The 14,716-nt window shown below is 64.4% G+C and carries 17 protein-coding genes and 1 tRNA gene; 12 read left to right on the top strand and 6 right to left on the bottom strand.

All coding sequences use genetic code 11. The features are described 5' to 3' along the window. The first annotated feature begins 376 nt into the window (after positions 1 to 376). Both ALTAJ2_RS17420 and ALTAJ2_RS17415 read left to right on the top strand, forming a co-directional pair. Positions 377 to 1,081 carry a ferritin-like domain-containing protein gene (locus ALTAJ2_RS17420; RefSeq protein WP_049900466.1) on the top strand — a complete coding sequence of 235 codons (705 nt, stop codon included), beginning with the start codon at positions 377 to 379 and terminating at the stop codon, positions 1,079 to 1,081. Between the two features lie 145 nt (positions 1,082 to 1,226). Beyond that, a complete protein-coding gene (locus ALTAJ2_RS17415) occupies positions 1,227 to 2,105 on the top strand; it encodes a COX15/CtaA family protein (protein ID WP_007109673.1) in 879 nt (292 codons plus the stop codon). A gap of 36 nt (positions 2,106 to 2,141) precedes the next feature. Here ALTAJ2_RS17415 and ALTAJ2_RS17410 read toward each other — a convergent pair whose 3' ends face one another. Beyond that, positions 2,142 to 2,633 (bottom strand): metal-dependent hydrolase, encoded by a 492-nt coding sequence (locus ALTAJ2_RS17410; RefSeq protein ID WP_007109674.1) that lies wholly within the window; start codon positions 2,631 to 2,633, stop codon positions 2,142 to 2,144. A 146-nt stretch (positions 2,634 to 2,779) separates the two neighbouring features. On the opposite strand from ALTAJ2_RS17410, the gene ALTAJ2_RS17405 reads away from it, so the two are divergent. After that, positions 2,780 to 3,412 carry a uracil-DNA glycosylase family protein gene (locus ALTAJ2_RS17405; protein WP_007109675.1) on the top strand — a complete coding sequence of 211 codons (633 nt, stop codon included), beginning with the start codon at positions 2,780 to 2,782 and terminating at the stop codon, positions 3,410 to 3,412. A gap of 11 nt (positions 3,413 to 3,423) precedes the next feature. Here the strand turns inward: ALTAJ2_RS17405 and ALTAJ2_RS17400 are convergent, their stop codons facing one another. Continuing rightward, complete coding sequence (locus ALTAJ2_RS17400) at positions 3,424 to 3,726, bottom strand: cupin domain-containing protein (RefSeq protein ID WP_049900469.1); 303 nt, start codon at positions 3,724 to 3,726, stop codon at positions 3,424 to 3,426. 150 nt (positions 3,727 to 3,876) lie between these two features. Here ALTAJ2_RS17400 and ALTAJ2_RS17395 point away from each other — a divergent pair, with 150 nt between their 5' ends. From ALTAJ2_RS17395 to ALTAJ2_RS17380, 4 genes are all read left to right on the top strand, one after another. Next, entirely contained in the window at positions 3,877 to 4,950 is a 1,074-nt protein-coding gene (locus ALTAJ2_RS17395; protein WP_007109677.1) for a S1C family serine protease, read from the top strand. Between the two features lie 164 nt (positions 4,951 to 5,114). Continuing rightward, positions 5,115 to 6,272 carry a multicopper oxidase domain-containing protein gene (locus ALTAJ2_RS17390; RefSeq protein ID WP_007109678.1) on the top strand — a complete coding sequence of 386 codons (1,158 nt, stop codon included), beginning with the start codon at positions 5,115 to 5,117 and terminating at the stop codon, positions 6,270 to 6,272. Positions 6,273 to 6,396: 124 nt separating this feature from the next. Beyond that, positions 6,397 to 7,572: a tubulin/FtsZ family protein gene (locus tag ALTAJ2_RS17385; protein WP_007109679.1), complete on the top strand. Its 1,176-nt coding sequence runs from the start codon at positions 6,397 to 6,399 to the stop codon at positions 7,570 to 7,572. A gap of 35 nt (positions 7,573 to 7,607) precedes the next feature. Continuing rightward, on the top strand, positions 7,608 to 8,786 hold the full coding sequence (locus ALTAJ2_RS17380; RefSeq protein ID WP_007109680.1) for a tubulin/FtsZ family protein: 1,179 nt from the start codon (positions 7,608 to 7,610) through the stop codon (positions 8,784 to 8,786). A gap of 23 nt (positions 8,787 to 8,809) precedes the next feature. Here ALTAJ2_RS17380 and ALTAJ2_RS17375 read toward each other — a convergent pair whose 3' ends face one another. Next, the gene (locus tag ALTAJ2_RS17375) at positions 8,810 to 9,040 is read right to left on the bottom strand and encodes a hypothetical protein (protein WP_007109681.1); all 231 of its coding nucleotides are present in this window, start codon (positions 9,038 to 9,040) and stop codon (positions 8,810 to 8,812) included. Continuing rightward, positions 9,037 to 10,011 carry a transcription initiation factor IIB gene (locus ALTAJ2_RS17370; protein ID WP_007109682.1) on the bottom strand — a complete coding sequence of 325 codons (975 nt, stop codon included), beginning with the start codon at positions 10,009 to 10,011 and terminating at the stop codon, positions 9,037 to 9,039. The genes ALTAJ2_RS17375 and ALTAJ2_RS17370 overlap by 4 nt, the downstream gene beginning before the upstream one ends. 193 nt (positions 10,012 to 10,204) lie before the next feature. On the opposite strand from ALTAJ2_RS17370, the gene ALTAJ2_RS17365 reads away from it, so the two are divergent. Continuing rightward, complete coding sequence (locus ALTAJ2_RS17365) at positions 10,205 to 10,621, top strand: DUF5830 family protein (RefSeq protein WP_007109683.1); 417 nt, start codon at positions 10,205 to 10,207, stop codon at positions 10,619 to 10,621. Here the strand turns inward: ALTAJ2_RS17365 and ALTAJ2_RS17360 are convergent. Further along, on the bottom strand, positions 10,618 to 11,796 hold the full coding sequence (locus ALTAJ2_RS17360; RefSeq protein ID WP_007109684.1) for a DUF7115 domain-containing protein: 1,179 nt from the start codon (positions 11,794 to 11,796) through the stop codon (positions 10,618 to 10,620). The two genes, ALTAJ2_RS17365 and ALTAJ2_RS17360, sit on opposite strands and share 4 nt — an antisense overlap. A 102-nt stretch (positions 11,797 to 11,898) precedes the next feature. Here ALTAJ2_RS17360 and ALTAJ2_RS17355 point away from each other — a divergent pair. The 3 genes from ALTAJ2_RS17355 (at position 11,899) to ALTAJ2_RS19305 (ending at position 13,138) form a co-directional block, all read left to right on the top strand. Then, positions 11,899 to 12,049: transfer RNA gene (locus tag ALTAJ2_RS17355), tRNA-Met, on the top strand. Between the two features lie 132 nt (positions 12,050 to 12,181). After that, positions 12,182 to 12,337, top strand: a complete 156-nt coding sequence (locus tag ALTAJ2_RS19865; protein WP_007109685.1) for a hypothetical protein — start codon at positions 12,182 to 12,184, stop codon at positions 12,335 to 12,337. Positions 12,338 to 12,796: 459 nt separating this feature from the next. Then, on the top strand, positions 12,797 to 13,138 hold the full coding sequence (locus ALTAJ2_RS19305; protein WP_144240271.1) for an SH3 domain-containing protein: 342 nt from the start codon (positions 12,797 to 12,799) through the stop codon (positions 13,136 to 13,138). Between the two features lie 139 nt (positions 13,139 to 13,277). Here the strand turns inward: ALTAJ2_RS19305 and ALTAJ2_RS20345 are convergent, their stop codons facing one another. Next, the gene (locus ALTAJ2_RS20345; protein ID WP_275574380.1) at positions 13,278 to 13,409 is read right to left on the bottom strand and encodes a hypothetical protein; all 132 of its coding nucleotides are present in this window, start codon (positions 13,407 to 13,409) and stop codon (positions 13,278 to 13,280) included. A gap of 616 nt (positions 13,410 to 14,025) precedes the next feature. On the opposite strand from ALTAJ2_RS20345, the gene ALTAJ2_RS17350 reads away from it, so the two are divergent. Next, the gene (locus ALTAJ2_RS17350; RefSeq protein ID WP_007109686.1) at positions 14,026 to 14,352 is read left to right on the top strand and encodes a hypothetical protein; all 327 of its coding nucleotides are present in this window, start codon (positions 14,026 to 14,028) and stop codon (positions 14,350 to 14,352) included. The last annotated feature ends 364 nt before the right edge of the window (positions 14,353 to 14,716 follow it).

Genomic DNA, 14,716 nt, shown 5'->3' with positions numbered 1-14,716 from the left:
GCGCTCGTTTCGACCCTGTCCGTCACCGGTTGGCCGAACTACCGTCTCTCAGACGCACGTCGTTCTCACCGTCGTTTCGAACGGTGACGAACCGCCCTTTAATCGTCTACCGGCGACATAGCGGTTCGCTATCGGTATTGGAACGGCACTGTCTCCGTGGCGCGTGGAACTTTCGAGATCGCGGAACCGCGACTTCCTCGAGACGGGGACGGTTTCGGCGGCTCCTGGACGACTCGTTTCGATGCCCATACCGCGTATAAATCCGTCCTTGTCCGTGGAAAGACAGCTGTAGGCGAAAGTGAACGTTGGACGCGGAAACGATACCCCGATACTTAGCGCCGCTTCGTGCAAGGACGGGTCGGGTATTACCCATCCGATGACTGATGACAATTCAAACCGCTTCGGCCTCGGTCGGCGACCAGTCCTCGGTGGCCTCGCCGGAGCAATGGTGACCGGTGCTGTCGGAACCGCGGCGGCCAGTAGCCAACAGCACGACGGCTCGACCGACGACACGGTACAGGACGACTCGGCGGCCGGACCGCCCGACGCAGTTCCCAACGAGTTCGAGAACGACCTCGAGATCATCAATTACGCGCTCACCCTGGAGTACCTGGAAGCGGAGTTCTACACGCGTGGCATTCAGAACATCGACGACGCGGCCCTCGAACAGCAGTTCGAGGGTTGGGGCCCGATTCAGGAGCGGGTCGCGGACCGCCTCCGTGTCGTGCGGGATCACGAAATCACCCACGTGGACGTCCTCGAGCAGTCGATCGAGACGCTGGGCGGCGATCCCATCGAGCGGCCGGCGTTCGACTTCGGCACGGCCGTACAGGAGCCGGCGGAGTTCATCGCCACGGCAGCCACGCTCGAGGACGTCGGCGTCTCGGCGTACGCGGGTGCAGCGCCGTATCTCGACATGGCCGAACTCGTGCCCCCAGCGCTCAGTATCCACAGCGTCGAAGCGCGACACGCCTCGTTCCTGCGGGAGTTGAACGGCGAGATCGGGTTTCCGATGGCCTTCGACAGCCCCCGTTCCCGATCCGAGGTGCTCGAACTGGCGGGCGACTTCATTGTCGAGTAGCCGCCGGACTCGATGTGCGGTATTTTTAGCTCGTCACTCGAGCACCGATCGCGGCCCGTCGACGGCGACGGAGACGCAACTCCCACGGCACTGTATAACTCGGTCAACCTAAGTACGGCCCGTTCTAATCTCCGACAGAACGCCCGTGTCGTACGACAATCACGCGCCAAACTCGAGGTTTCGGTCGTTGATCGATCGGTTCGGTTTTCCGCACCTGCTGAGCGCGACGCTCGTCCTCGTCGCGGCGACGATCCTGCTCGGTATCGCGGCGAAGGCGACGGGTTCAGGGTTGGCTTGCGAGGCCAACTGGCCCCAGTGTGACGCCGGACCGTACAACCTGTTGCCGGGGAGCCTGCCGAGTTTCTACGAGTGGTTCCACCGCTTCGTGGCGATGTTCGCCGGGTTCGCCATCATCGGCTCCGCGATCGCGGCCTGGCGACTGCCCGACGTCGACCGGCGCATCGCTGGGCTGGTCGCCCTCGGCATGGTGCTGACGCCGGTACAGGTCGCACTCGGCCGGGAAACCGTCCAGCAGTACACGATAGACATCCTCTCGCTGCACTTCTGGACGGCGGTGACGATCTTCACGCTGTTCCTCGTCGCCACCGTCATGGTCTGGACACCGCGGCTGACGGGGACACACGTCACCGGCGCGCTCGCGCTCGGCATCGTGGCCCTCCCCGCACACGTCGTCCTCAGTCCGGTCGTCGGCTCCGAGATATCGACGTACTCCCCGACGATGCAGATGACACAGTACGGTGTGACGCTAACGCTGTTGGGTGCGGCCATCGTCGCGGCGATGGTCGGTCGCCGCCGCGTTACCGGCCGCGCCCTCGCACCGCTGCTCGCGGCACCGCCGCTCGTGATCGCCGTGCTCTTTTTCGGCCGTCAGGCGGTCAATCCGGCGCTCGAGGGACCCTACCTCGTGACCGCGGCTGCGCTTCTCGTCACGTTCGTCGCCGGAGTCGCGCTCACTCGCGGTGACGACACCTCGAGCGGGACGACGGGCGCGCGCTCACGGTAGCGCGGGCCGTCGAGCCGCTCGGCGTGCAGTCGAGACTCAGCCGAGGGCGACGACGAGAGCGGTCCCGGCGAGGACGGCACCGATTCCGAGACCGAACAGACCGTAGTTGGCGACTGGGTTCGCCGCCGTGGTCACCTCCAAGGAGTAGCGGCGGCGCGAGAGCGGCCAGAACGGACGAACACCCATCGGCGTCAGCGCGTCGACGAGGAGGTGAGACCCGATGGAGACGAAGCCGACGAGGAACGCGAGGGAAACGAACCCGAGATCGGCAAACGCGGACGAGGCGTCGACGAGAACGGCGGCCAACGCGGCGAGGCCGGCACCGACGAGCAGCGCGAACGGCACCGTATGGGTCGGACCGCGATGATCGATCAGCGGCAGCCGGTGATCGCAGTCGGGGAGCGTCGACAGGCCGACACAGACGAGACCGCCGACGATCGCGATTTCGGCGTGCCCCGCGAGTGCAACGACGGTGCCGACCGGGGCGTACGCCAGGAGTGCACCACCGTAGTGCCCCTCCTGATACATACATAACACGTTTCCGGAGGTGAAATATAAATCCACCGTCACCCGCCCGACTGGCGGACCGGCCACCCGAACGAAGGGTGCGTGGACCCTGCCGTCGGTCGGCCGCTACCGTGGCGGTTTTGACCGCGGGTCCCTTCCGGTCGCGCGTGCAAAACGTCACCGACAGGACGAGCAATCCGTTCGGGCTCCGACCGCCGTTCGACCGCTCCGACCCCGGCGACCGGGTGGCCGTCTTCGGCTACGGTAACGCCAACGCCGACTTCCACGTTATCGGCGACTATCCCGGCATCCACGGCGGCGAAACCACCGGCGTTCCCTTCACCGAAACCGAAGCCGGGCGCGCCGTCCAGAGCGTCGTCCGCGAACTCGGCTTCGCGAGCGGGCCGCGGGACGCGCCCGTCCTCGAGAACTGCGTCTTGAGCTACGTGCACATGTGTACGCTCCCCGCGGGACGGACACCGACCGACGCGGAGTACGCCGACCTCGAGCGGTTCTTCGACGCCGAACTCCGGGCGATCAACGCCCACGTTCTGCTGCCGGTCGGCGCTCGTGCAACCGATCACGTCCTCCGGACCTACACGACGCAGCGTCGCCGATTCGACCTCGACATGGCGTCGCTTCACGCCCGGGACATCCGCGGACGGGGCTTCATGGTCGTCCCGATTCGAGAACCGAGCGAGTGGGACGATGGCGACCGCGAGACCATCGTCTCGACGCTCGAGGACCTGCTCGCGAGCGATTACCGCCAGACGAAAGGCGTCGCGACGACGGTCGGCTGACCGGACGGTCGTTACTCGTCTTTCGGTGCGAAGACGACCAGCGCCGTACTGTCGTCGACCGCGGAGGGCGATACGTCCTGATCGCCGTCGAACTGGACGGCGTCACCCGACTCGAGGTCGTAGACCTCGTCGCCGAGCGTGAGTTCGATCGCGCCGCTGCGGACGTACAGGACGACGTTCGACTCCGGATGGCGGTGTTTCGGGACGCGCTCGCCCGCCGAGAGCCGTAAGCGGACCGTTCGCGGGCTGTGGTCCGCGAACACTTCGGCGTGCGGTGCGTCCTCGAGCCGGTCGATGGACGTGACTTCGGGCATACGAAAACGGAGACGGGTCGCGAACTTGTACCTGCGGACGAACACGTTCGAATCCGGACGATTATCCGAATCGGATCGGGTCCCGACCGATAGCAACTGTCTCCGTCGCTAACGTATACGTCGGTCGAGCCGAAACATTCGACCGGACCGATGACTGCGACCCGGAGACGATTGCTCGGAGGTAGCGCCAGTGCACTGATCGTCGGGCTGGCCGGGTGTGCCGCGATCCCATCGGGTCCGGACGCTCCGGACGGCACATCGTCCGACGCGCCGTCGACCGCGGCCGACGATACGTACACGTCGGTCTACGAGGACGCGATCGATTCCGTCGTCATGATTCGGACGGGACAGGGACAGGGAACCGGATTCGTCGTCGACGATGCACACGTCGTGACGAACGCCCACGTCGTCGGCCGGTCAACCGCGGTCGACGTGCGGTTCACCGACGGACAGTGGCGTTCGGGATCGGTCGTCGGAACCGACCCACACAGCGACCTGGCCGCAGTCGCGGTCGACACCGTCCCATCGGTCGCGACGCCGCTTCCGTTCGTCGACGAGCAGCCCAGCCCCGGGCGGGAAGTGGTCGCGATCGGGAACCCGTTCAACCTCGAGGGAACGGTGACGACGGGGATCGTCAGCGGCACCGATCGATCGATTCCGGCACCGACCGGCTACAGCATCCCCGACGCGATCCAGACCGACGCCGCCGTCAATCCGGGCAACAGCGGCGGCCCGTTGATGACGCTGGGAGGGCGCGTCGCGGCGGTCATCAACTCCGGCGGCGGCGACAACATCGCCTTCGGCATTTCCGCGGCACTGACCGAGCGCGTCGTCCCCCAACTCGTCGAGACCGGCGACTACGATCACGCCTACGCGGGTGTCTCCGTCACTGCCGCGACGCCCGCCGTTGCGGCGGCTAACGGTCTCGGGGAATCGCGCGGCCTGCTCGTGGTCGAGGTCGCCGACGGAGCCCCCGCAGAGGGGGTCCTCGAGCCGAGTGTCCGCGCGCGCTATCGCGACGGCGAGCGGGTCCCGGTCGGCGGTGACGTCCTCCTCGCCGTCGACGGGACGGAGCTGACGACCAAGGAGGATCTGGGCAGCTATCTCGCGCTCGAGACGCGACCCGGCGACACGGTCGAACTGACGATCTCCCGGTCCGGCTCCGAACTGACCGTCCCGCTCGAACTCGGGACGCGACCGCTGCGTCGCGGGCCGTACCGATAGACGGCGTCGGCGGTCGCTTCGAAATCGGCCTTTCCTGACCGTTGCTAGCTCTGCTCATACGCGAACTCGTTTAAGTAGTACTGGAGAACATGTTCTCGGCACTTCCCGATCCGTAAGAACCGGCTCGCCCCGTTATACGTCGGCTGTTCTTAGGCCCGATTGTCATGAGTGATCGAATCGGCGCACCCGGACTGGGGCTATCGCGACGCGAATTCGTTGCTGCGACCGGCGGGGCGGCGGCACTGACCGGGCTGGCGGGCTGTACGAGTCAAGGGGCACAACAGGACCCACAGCCCGATGAGTCGTCCGAGGGGGCGTCGGACGCGTCGAAACCCACACTCCCGTGGACGAGTTCACCGGAGGTCGTACAGGTCGACGAGCAGGGCGGGAGCGTGACGCTGCAGTCGGTGACGGCCCAACACGCCGTCCATCCGATGGACTCGATGGGCGGGCCGGTGGAACTCCCCCGAGTCTGGGCGTTCAAGGCCGACGACGGCCAGCCCAGTGTTCCCGGTCCGATCCTCCGGACGACCGAGGGCAACGATATCGAAGTCACGCTCGACAACACGGGCAACGATCATCCCCACACGCTGCACTTCCACGGGGCACAGAAGACCTGGGAGAACGACGGCGTCCCCACGACGACGGGGATCACGGTCAATCCCGGCGAGAAACACACCTACACCATTCCGGCGAACGTCCCCGGAACCCATCTCTATCACTGCCACTACCAGACCCACCGTCACATCGACATGGGGATGTACGGGATCTTCCGCGTCGATCCGAAGGGGTACGAGCCCGCCGACAAGGAGTACTTCTTCACGCTGAAGGACTGGGATTCCCGGGTCAACCACCAGATGGCTGGCGAGGACGTCGACTACAGCCCCCGCAACCGCAACCCCGACGTGTTCACGATCAACGGCAAGAGCCTCCCGCGGACGCTCCACCCCGAGGAGGGCTCCCCGATCATCGTCGACCACGGCGACACCGTCCGCCTCCACATGGTCAACGCGGGCTACATGTCCCACCCGATGCACACGCACAATCACCGCTTCCGTCTGGTCGAGAAGGACGGCGGCCAACTCCCGGAGGCTGCCCAGTACGAACAGGACGTCACGAACATCGCGCCCGCGGAACGTCACACCGTCGAGTTCGAGGCGAACGCCGACCCCGGCATCTACCTCATGCACTGCCACAAGGTCAACCACGCGATGAACGGGGACGTCTACCCCGGCGGCATGGTTAACGGCATCGTCTATCGCGACGCGATGGACACCGACGTCTTCGCCGACCTCATGTCGTACGCCGGCTACGAGAGATAGCCGACTCCGTACCGACGACCACGCTCGAGGCCGGGGTCGTTCGCGCCGCTATTGTGACACATCGTGATCAGATAACAAGTATATAATCAAAAACGAGTTATTCATGGGTCGAGATAGGTGACCTATGAAGCTCGCGACAATTGGCGTTGGAAACGCCGGCAGCAAGATTATCGACCGGATGCTCGAGTTCGAGGACAAAACCGGTCGCTCCCTCTGTCGGCACGTTCTGGTGATCAACTCCGCCAGGACCGACCTCGCCAAACCGGACTACGTACCCGAAGATCGACGGATACTGATCGGCGACACCCACAAGAAGGCGAAAGGACACGGCGTCGGCGGCGACGTGGAGGTCGGCGCGGAGGTCGCCAAACACGACATCGACGAGATCCGGCGGGCGTTCGACGACGTGGAAATCCACGAAGTGGACGCCATCATCGTCGCGGCGGGGCTGGGCGGCGGTACCGGGAGCGGTGCGGGCCCGGTCGTGATCGAGGAACTCCAGAAGATGTACGACGAGCCGGTCTACGGGCTCGGGATTCTCCCCGGCGAGTACGAGGGCGGACGCCCAGCGCTGAACGCCGCGCGATCGCTGCAATCGTTCGTCCAGAAAGTCGACAACTTCATCGCCTTCGACAACGACGCCTGGCGCTCCCGCGGGCAGACCATCGAAGAAGGCTACGAGCAGATGAACCGGGAACTCGCCGTCCGTATCGTGACGCTGCTCGCCGCCGGGGAGATCGACGAGACGGACGTCGCGGAGAACGCGATGGACTCGAGCGACATCATGCGGACGCTCGACACCGACGGCGTCTCCTCGATCGGCTACGCCTCGACGACTATCAGTGGCGACACCGACGAGGGGTTGTTGAACAGGTTCCGCGAGGACGAGAAGCCGGTCGGGGACGCCACCGACGCCGCGAAGATCAAGGGGCTCGTTCGGCGCGCCGTCAACTCCCGGCTGACGATCCCCTGTGAAGTCACCAGTGCGGACCGGGCGCTGATCATCCTCTCGGGACCCTCGGAGCTGATCTCCCGAAAGGGGATCGAGAGCGCCCGCCAGTGGCTCGAGAACGAGGCCGACACCGTCGATATCCTCGCCGGCGACGATCCACGGCCCAACGCGTCCGAACTATCGGCCGTGGTCTTGCTCTCGAACGTGACCGAAACGCCACGTGTCGACGAGATCCAGAGCCAGGCCGTCGACGCACAGGACAAGATCGCGGAACTCGAGGCCGCCCGCGAAGAGGAGATTAACGAACTGATCACCGACGAGAACGACGAACTCGACCCGGTCGTGTAACACGGCGAGCCAACCATGTCACGGAACATTCACCAATGAAGCTCGCTCTCATCGGCGTTGGTCACGCCGGCTCACGGATCGTCGACCGAGCGCTCGAGCGGGAGCTAGAGACCGGCCGGGACCTCTGTAACGGGAACGTCCTCGTCTTCGATACTGCGGCGGACGCCTTCGACGACATCACTCACGTCCCGTCGGAGTGTCAGGTACGCTTCGGGGACATCCATCCGGACGTCGACGCCGACGGCGTCGGGGGCGATCCGGACCTCGGTGTCACGGTCGCCCGCGAGGACGTTCAGGAACTTCGCCGCGCGTTCGATGCCGTCGATTTCAACGACGTCGACGGCCTGTTGCTCGTCGCGGGGCTCGCCGGCGGCACCGGCGGCGGCGCCGGTGCAGTACTGCTCGAGGAGTTGCAGGCGATCTGTGACAAGCCTATCTACGCGCTCGGCGTGTTGCCGGAAGCCGACGAGCCCGATCACTGCGCGCTCACCGCGTCCCGGGCGCTCCAGTCGTTCGTCGAAATCGCCGACAACGTGATCTGCTTCGACAACGACGCGTGGCGCTCGACGGTTTCGTACACCGACACGGCGGAGTCCGAGGCGGACCGACCCTACGACGAACTCGACCGCACCGCGGTCTCGCACGTCATGACGGCGTTCGGAGCCAGCGAATCGGCGGCGATGACGACGGCCGCCGAGAACCGGATCGACGCCAGCGACATCACCCGAACGCTCGAGACCGGCGGCGTCTCCTCGATCGGCCGGGCGACCCTCGAACTCGACCGGTCCGACGACGGCCTCTCCTGGCTCCCGTCGTGGCTCCCGCTCCCGTCGTGGCTCGCGGGGGACGCCGTCGACGGCCCGGCCGACGCCGCCGAAGTCAAACGACTCGTTCGCCGGGCGATCGACTCACAGCTCACGCTCCCCTGTGCGGTCGACAGCACGTACCGCGTGCTGGTCGTCCTCTCCGGGCCGCCGACGGCGGTCTCCCGAAAGGGGTTCGAGAGCGCCCGCTACTGGCTCGAGCAAGAAACGGGGACCGTCGAGGTCCTCGCCGGTGACGAACCCCGTCCCGACTCCGCGACGCTCACGGCGACGGTGTTGCTCTCGACCGTCACGGACGTCCCCAGAATCGACGCCCTCCAGGAGCGCGGTCGCACCGCCAAAGAGGCGGTCGACGAGTCCGAGGCCGGCGAAGCGGAGTTCGTCTGGTGACCCCTGACGAGCCGCGTCGCCGCTCAGACGGGGTCGTCGTCGTGTCCATCGGCGAGCTGTCGCCGGCCCGCCGCGGTGACGTCGTACCGCCGGTAGCCGATCGACCGGAGCTCCCCCCGGTCGCGGAGGCTGGCACAGACCGTCTCGACCGCGACCGGATGTTCGTCGATCGCGGCAGCGAGGTCGACGACGTAGCAGGGGGACCGTTCTGCCAGCGCTGCCAGAACCGTCCACTCGAGTTCGCGTCTGGTCATCGGCGGTCGCGGCCCTCCTCGTAGGCGTCGAGGAGTTCGCGATATCGGTTCCGGACCGTCACCGAACTGACGCCGGTTTCCTCGCCGACGGTCGCCTGGGTGACCCGTTCGTTCGTCAGTCGGGCCGCGCCGTAGATCGCCGCGGCGGCCAATCCGGCCGGACTCCGCCCGCTGTGGAGATCGCGGGCCTTGGCCGCCTCGAGTATCTCGCGGGCCAGCCGTTCGGCGTCGTCGCTGACCTCGAGCGCCGACGCGTACTGTGGGAGATAGTGGATCGGGTCGGCGGGTTCGATCCGTAGCCCGAGTTCGCTCGAGAGGTACCGATACGCGCGCTGAACGGGGACCTTCTCGACGCGACTGACTGATTCGAACGCGACGAGCGTCCGGGGAGTGCCGTGTTGCCGCGCGGCCGCGTACAGGCAGGCGGTCGCCATCGCCTCGATCGATCGCCCGGGGAGCAGGTCCTCGTCGACGGCACGGCGGTACAGGACGCCGGCGGTTTCGCGACACGGCTCCGGCAGGCCGAGCGCCGACGCCATGCGTTCGATTTCGCCGAAGGCCTGTTTCAGGTTCCGCTCCTGGGCGTTCTTCGAGGAGAACCGCTCGTTCCAGGTCCGCAACCGCCGGAGCCGTTCGCGCTTGCGCTCCGAAACCCGGTTGCCGTACGCGTCCTCGTCTCGCCAGCCGATCGTCGTGCTCAACCCCCTGTCGTGTTTGATCGACGAGACCGGTGGCCCGACCCGGCGTCGGTCCTCCTCGTCATCGAGACACAGCCACTCCGGGCCGTAATCGATCGCGTCCGCGTCGAGGACGAGCCCGCACTCCGTACACGTCCGCTCGCCGTGTTCCGCATCGTGACGGATCGAGCCGGTACATTCCGGACACTCCGTTCCCTGTCGCTCGGGGGGCCGCTCGCGCTCTCCGTTCCGGGCCGATCCCTCGGCAGCCGTATCGACAGTCGTCTGACTCATTGGTTTCTCTCCGCCGGACTCCGTGTTCCGGCCGTGTGATGCCTTCGCTTGGACTGGCGTGAAGCGGAGGTATCAACGGCCGGCGGATTCCCACAGCGTGGGAACGGCCGCCGTCGTTCTTTTCTCTCCGAATCATGACGATTGCACTCGAGAGCGACAACGTTTATTCCGACCGAGCCAACAGCACGGATCGATGGATCACGACGGCGATCGGACCGGCACCGATGGCGACGCCGACGACCCGTTCGAGGCCGACGACGACCGCGTCGCCCTCGGCCTGGCGTTGCTCGCCCGCCTCGAGCACGAATCGCTCTCGCTGGCCGATGCCGTCGACCGAATCGAGACGGTTACGAGCGACCCGACGATAACGCGGACGATCCTCGACGAGGCCGAACTCCGGGGCATCATCGAGCGCGACGACGGCATCGTCCGGCCGAAGAGTCGCCAGTACGTCCGCTTCGAGCAGGACGTCATCACGAAAGACGGGGAATTCTCCTGTCGACGCTGTGGCTCCGGCCTCTCGACCGGCTACTTCATCGATCTCGAGGCCGGCGAACTCGGCCCCTTCGGCTCGTCGTGTATTCGAAAAGTGACCGGCCGGGACGACTAACGCCCCTGCCGGAGTTCCGCGATCAGTTGCTCGATCGTCTGTTGTTGTCGCTCGATGACCTCGCTCTGACGGTCGACCGCCTCCTCGAGCGACTCGAGTCGCTCGAGGAGTTTGGGGTCGGTTTCGGTCACGATCGTCCGATCGGATGCCGCGGCCACTGCGGCGGCGTCGTCAGCGGGCGACGGAGTCGTCTCGGCGGCCTCGAAAACCGAACCCGTCTCCGCCTCCGCGACGTCCGCCGTGTCCTCGAGGCTGGACGCGTGATCGTGATCGGCAGTTGGCGACGCCGCCCGCGATGTCGACGTTTCCGGTTGGCTCTCGCTCCCATCGGCTCCCGTCGTCGCCGACCCGCTATCGGCGGTCGCGGTCTCGTCTCTGCTACTGCCGGCCAGCGACTCAGTCGACCCTCCCCTCGTCCCGGTCGCCGGGTCGCCGGTCACGTCGCGGTCGTCCGGTTCGGGCGGGTCGGCATCGAGCGGGTCCACGCCACCGCCGAAATCGACCGACCCCTCGCTACTGGCCGTCGACTCGTCGTCGTCGCCGACCGCCTCGTTCAGTTCCGCCAGCGAGCCGACGTCGTGGTAGTCGAACAGCGCCCGCTTGAGTCGCTCCCGGAGATCGTTCGCCTGTTCGTTCGGCGCCTTGATCCGCTGGGGCCGACCGTTCGCGGTGAGCACGATCTGGGTGGCAACGCTCCCGTCCTCGAAGTCGAGGTTGGTCACATCAGCGAAGTGGTATTCCTCGTAATCTCCGTCCCAGACGGCACTGCCGATGTGTTTGACGAGTCGGTCGCTCGTGATGATGAGCGTCAGTTCGCTAAAGCGGTAGGTCTTGACGACCGTCTCGCCCGGATCGGTGATCCCGTTTCCGTTCAAGACGCCGGCGAGGACGGGGTGTAGCACGTCGTCGGTCTTCTTGCCGGGTACGGTAAACGTTCGCTCGCCGTCGAGGGGATACTCGAGCACGAATTTCGTCTTGCGTCGCCCCTCGGAGATGGTCAGGCGGTCGGCGTCGTGGGGAAATTCGTCTGCCGATTCGTCGCTCAGCAGTCCGTCGGCGCGGTACACGATCGTCCTCGTGGGGGTAATGAAGAGTTCGTCATCGCTTCCAAGAGAGACGCGCGCCGCGATCTCCTCGCCGTCGAGAGTAGACTGGACGATACCGGGAACGCTCATGCAGCGGAGTTCGTAATACCATGTGATAAATCCGTGGGTCCACGTTGCACGGCGACTCCGAATACAAAGCTTAAAGAAACACACCCCACTACTCGTAATCGAGCCCGGGTGGCTTAGCTGGACATAGCGCCGCACTCATAGGGTTCAGAGATTCGGTGCGGTTTCGCCTTGGAAGCCTCCGTGTCCCTCGAGGACTGCCGAGCCTCGAACCTGGGACATGCGGAGATCGAGGGTTCGGAGCCCTCCCCGGGCACTCATCAAGTTCTTTACATTCCCACGTAAGAACCCCCCATCAGGGGCGTGGGCACTCTGGTTCTGCTCAGTTAGCTCCTGTAGCGGATGAACCACATCCTGCGATAGAGACCTCAACAGGAGGTGTCGCGGCATGAGCACCGAGAGTGACTACTTCGACCGGCTCCCGATGTGTCCGGGGTGCGGTCGGATCCTTGGCGAGCCGACACGGCTCGATCACGAACCGACACGCCGCGAGTGTCGTCACTGTCGGCTGATCTTCGACGCCCACGAGGTGTTTCGCCACTAACGCGGACCCACCGCGTTACGAGATCGGCATCGGGACGACAATCATCGTCTGGACCGTCATCGGCAAGATGTGGGACTTCAAGGTCAAGCGGGCTCTCAATAGCGCGGTTCCGCTCACTGACGGCGGGAGTTCGACAGATAACACTGAGGACGACTACACATTGAGTGCTTCACCAATGACCATCTGGTCCTACTTCTCCAACTCGCTACCACCCGTCCAGAGGTGGGCTGGTAGATGTACCGTTTGAGATTGTAGTTGCGACGCCTGCCGAGAGTGAGTTGTCACGACCAGTCCGAGGCCGACTTCAATTACGTTGGCTATCAGGTACTGGTTTTCTATAGACCATTGTGTTGCCAATATACTCCATATCAATATCCTCTCCTGATCAAGGAGGATTCCCAACTATATTACAAAGTACGGGCAAACAATTATTGTCGTAGGCTATAAGATCCAATTGCAATGTCTGGTGAGGAGAGCAGCGGTCTGACTCGTAGAAGCGTCATCAAAACGTCTGGCGTAACTCTCGCCGCTGGAGGGGCATCGGTTGCTGCTGTCGGCGGTGCTTCTGCATCACACAATGAAATTAACCCGGGAGATATTGTTTCTCTCCGGAATGACAATAAATCAGTTGATACGTTCGAGACGCTGGACTTCGAGAACAGAGAGAGCTATCCGAGCGGAACATCGGGCAAGGTTGTCAAGTCCGAACAAAAAGATGACCAGAAGTGGTATCTAGTTGATATTGCTGGCACGGACCGATGGGTTTCTAGCGCTTATGTCCAATTTGAGCGGAATGGGTGATCGGATTCGGTAAATCCGTTGTATAGACCATCAGAACATCTTTTTGTCAGAAAGGGTATCAGACTCCCTCACAGAGTGAGCCGCCGACGATGCATCATTGGCAATTGTTTTGAAGACGGCAAGGACTTCGCGATCTGACTCAAGGGACCGACATCGTGAACGCGTTCACGACGACCGCGGCGGTCGACGCTGTCCCGGCTGCGGTCGTACGTTCGATATCGCCGATCGCGTCGACGTCCACCATCGCGACGAGAACGAGCAGAACGGCCACCCGCCGAACCTCCGGAAGCGCTGCCACCTCGAGGGCGAACACGAACGTCGCGACGCCGTCGACTCGCCGAAGACACCCAGCGGACTCAACCGGCGTGGGCTCCGTGGCGTCTTCCGCAGCGGGCCGCCCCGGTGAGCCACTACTGACAGACCTGCCGCTAACGATCCACCAATGACAGACGACGACTCCCACGGACGTGGGTGAGTTCGTTCCAAGCGGTTCGGGCACCGAAACCGAGCGAACCGCGTCACACCCAAAGCGGACAGTCGGATAGCCGCAATCGTAGACGAGAGAGACGTGACGGGAAAACCGTGTTTCTCGGACACGTGCCGTCGGAACGTCGCGGCTGGGTCGGTGCCCCACCGATGCCGGACGACCGCCGAGCAGGTTCGACTATAGTAGCCACTGAACCGATTCACACACAGCCGTCGTGCAAGCAGGTGCGCAGTGACGTTCGGTGGCGACTATAGCGGAGCGACGGCCGGCCGCCAAACACGTTCAGGAAATCCTGATTCTGTGGTTCGTCCCAAATTAGATTAGGCTAGACTATTATTTACTTATGTGTAGTACGTTAGTTTGCATGTCCGGTAAAAATGCACCAAGTCGAAGATCGTTTGTGAAGAAGACGGCAGCGGTACTGACTGTCGGGAGTGTGGCCGCCACCGGAACGGCGGCAGCAGCCTACGAGAACGAAGTCGTCGTGGAGGCGCCCGGGTCTGCAAGCGGGCAGTTCGATATCGAGGTCCCTGACGCAAGCGCCGAGTACAGGGACAAAGAGTTCCTCCAGCGGGATCACCTCGAGCGGGACAACTACAACGATACTGCGGTCGCGAAGGGGTACGTGGACAGCGGCCAGGACCGCATCCTCTTCGACGGCGATCCCGCGGATGTCGTCGAACGGGACGTGCCCGGCAGTCTCGAGGTCACGATCCGGTCGGCATAGAAACGCGGTCCCTCGACGCTTGTCGCTTCGCTGCGCGACACGTCACGGCACATCGGTACGACCGTCCCCGCTCCCATCATTTTTTGCACCAGTGGCGTTCTCGTAGTCGGTCCCTCCAGTCACGACTGAGACGAGTGACACGCCGATCGCACGACCGCCGTGCGAGCAGGTGCGCGGTGACGTTCAATGACGACAAACTATCGTCGCCTGTCAGTCGCTTTCAGCCGATCCACGGGACTCGATAGCCGGCTGTTGCTGCCGCTGGGCGTCTTCGAGCAGTCCCTGAACCCGGGATCACGTCCTCGAGCGCGGCGAAACGGATGGGTGTGACGACCATCGGATAGAACGTGTCAATTATACTGCT

It is taken from the genome of Natrinema altunense, assembly GCF_000731985.1.
Lineage (GTDB): Archaea > Halobacteriota > Halobacteria > Halobacteriales > Natrialbaceae > Natrinema > Natrinema altunense.
Note: the sequence above shows the minus strand (reverse complement) of the source record. Positions and strands in the feature narration are given on the sequence as shown.

Coding starts and splice junctions, on each gene's coding strand:
- ALTAJ2_RS17400 (WP_049900469.1), bottom strand. CDS start 3,726: ATGCCCGAAGTCACGTCCATCGACCGGCTCGAGGACGCACCGCACGCC.
- ALTAJ2_RS17375 (WP_007109681.1), bottom strand. CDS start 9,040: ATGACCAGACGCGAACTCGAGTGGACGGTTCTGGCAGCGCTGGCAGAA.
- ALTAJ2_RS17420 (WP_049900466.1), top strand. CDS start 377: ATGACTGATGACAATTCAAACCGCTTCGGCCTCGGTCGGCGACCAGTC.
- ALTAJ2_RS17380 (WP_007109680.1), top strand. CDS start 7,608: ATGAAGCTCGCTCTCATCGGCGTTGGTCACGCCGGCTCACGGATCGTC.
- ALTAJ2_RS17410 (WP_007109674.1), bottom strand. CDS start 2,633: ATGTATCAGGAGGGGCACTACGGTGGTGCACTCCTGGCGTACGCCCCG.
- ALTAJ2_RS17370 (WP_007109682.1), bottom strand. CDS start 10,011: ATGAGTCAGACGACTGTCGATACGGCTGCCGAGGGATCGGCCCGGAAC.
- ALTAJ2_RS17360 (WP_007109684.1), bottom strand. CDS start 11,796: ATGAGCGTTCCCGGTATCGTCCAGTCTACTCTCGACGGCGAGGAGATC.
- ALTAJ2_RS17390 (WP_007109678.1), top strand. CDS start 5,115: ATGAGTGATCGAATCGGCGCACCCGGACTGGGGCTATCGCGACGCGAA.
- ALTAJ2_RS17365 (WP_007109683.1), top strand. CDS start 10,205: ATGGATCACGACGGCGATCGGACCGGCACCGATGGCGACGCCGACGAC.
- ALTAJ2_RS17395 (WP_007109677.1), top strand. CDS start 3,877: ATGACTGCGACCCGGAGACGATTGCTCGGAGGTAGCGCCAGTGCACTG.
- ALTAJ2_RS19305 (WP_144240271.1), top strand. CDS start 12,797: ATGTCTGGTGAGGAGAGCAGCGGTCTGACTCGTAGAAGCGTCATCAAA.
- ALTAJ2_RS17385 (WP_007109679.1), top strand. CDS start 6,397: ATGAAGCTCGCGACAATTGGCGTTGGAAACGCCGGCAGCAAGATTATC.
- ALTAJ2_RS19865 (WP_007109685.1), top strand. CDS start 12,182: ATGAGCACCGAGAGTGACTACTTCGACCGGCTCCCGATGTGTCCGGGG.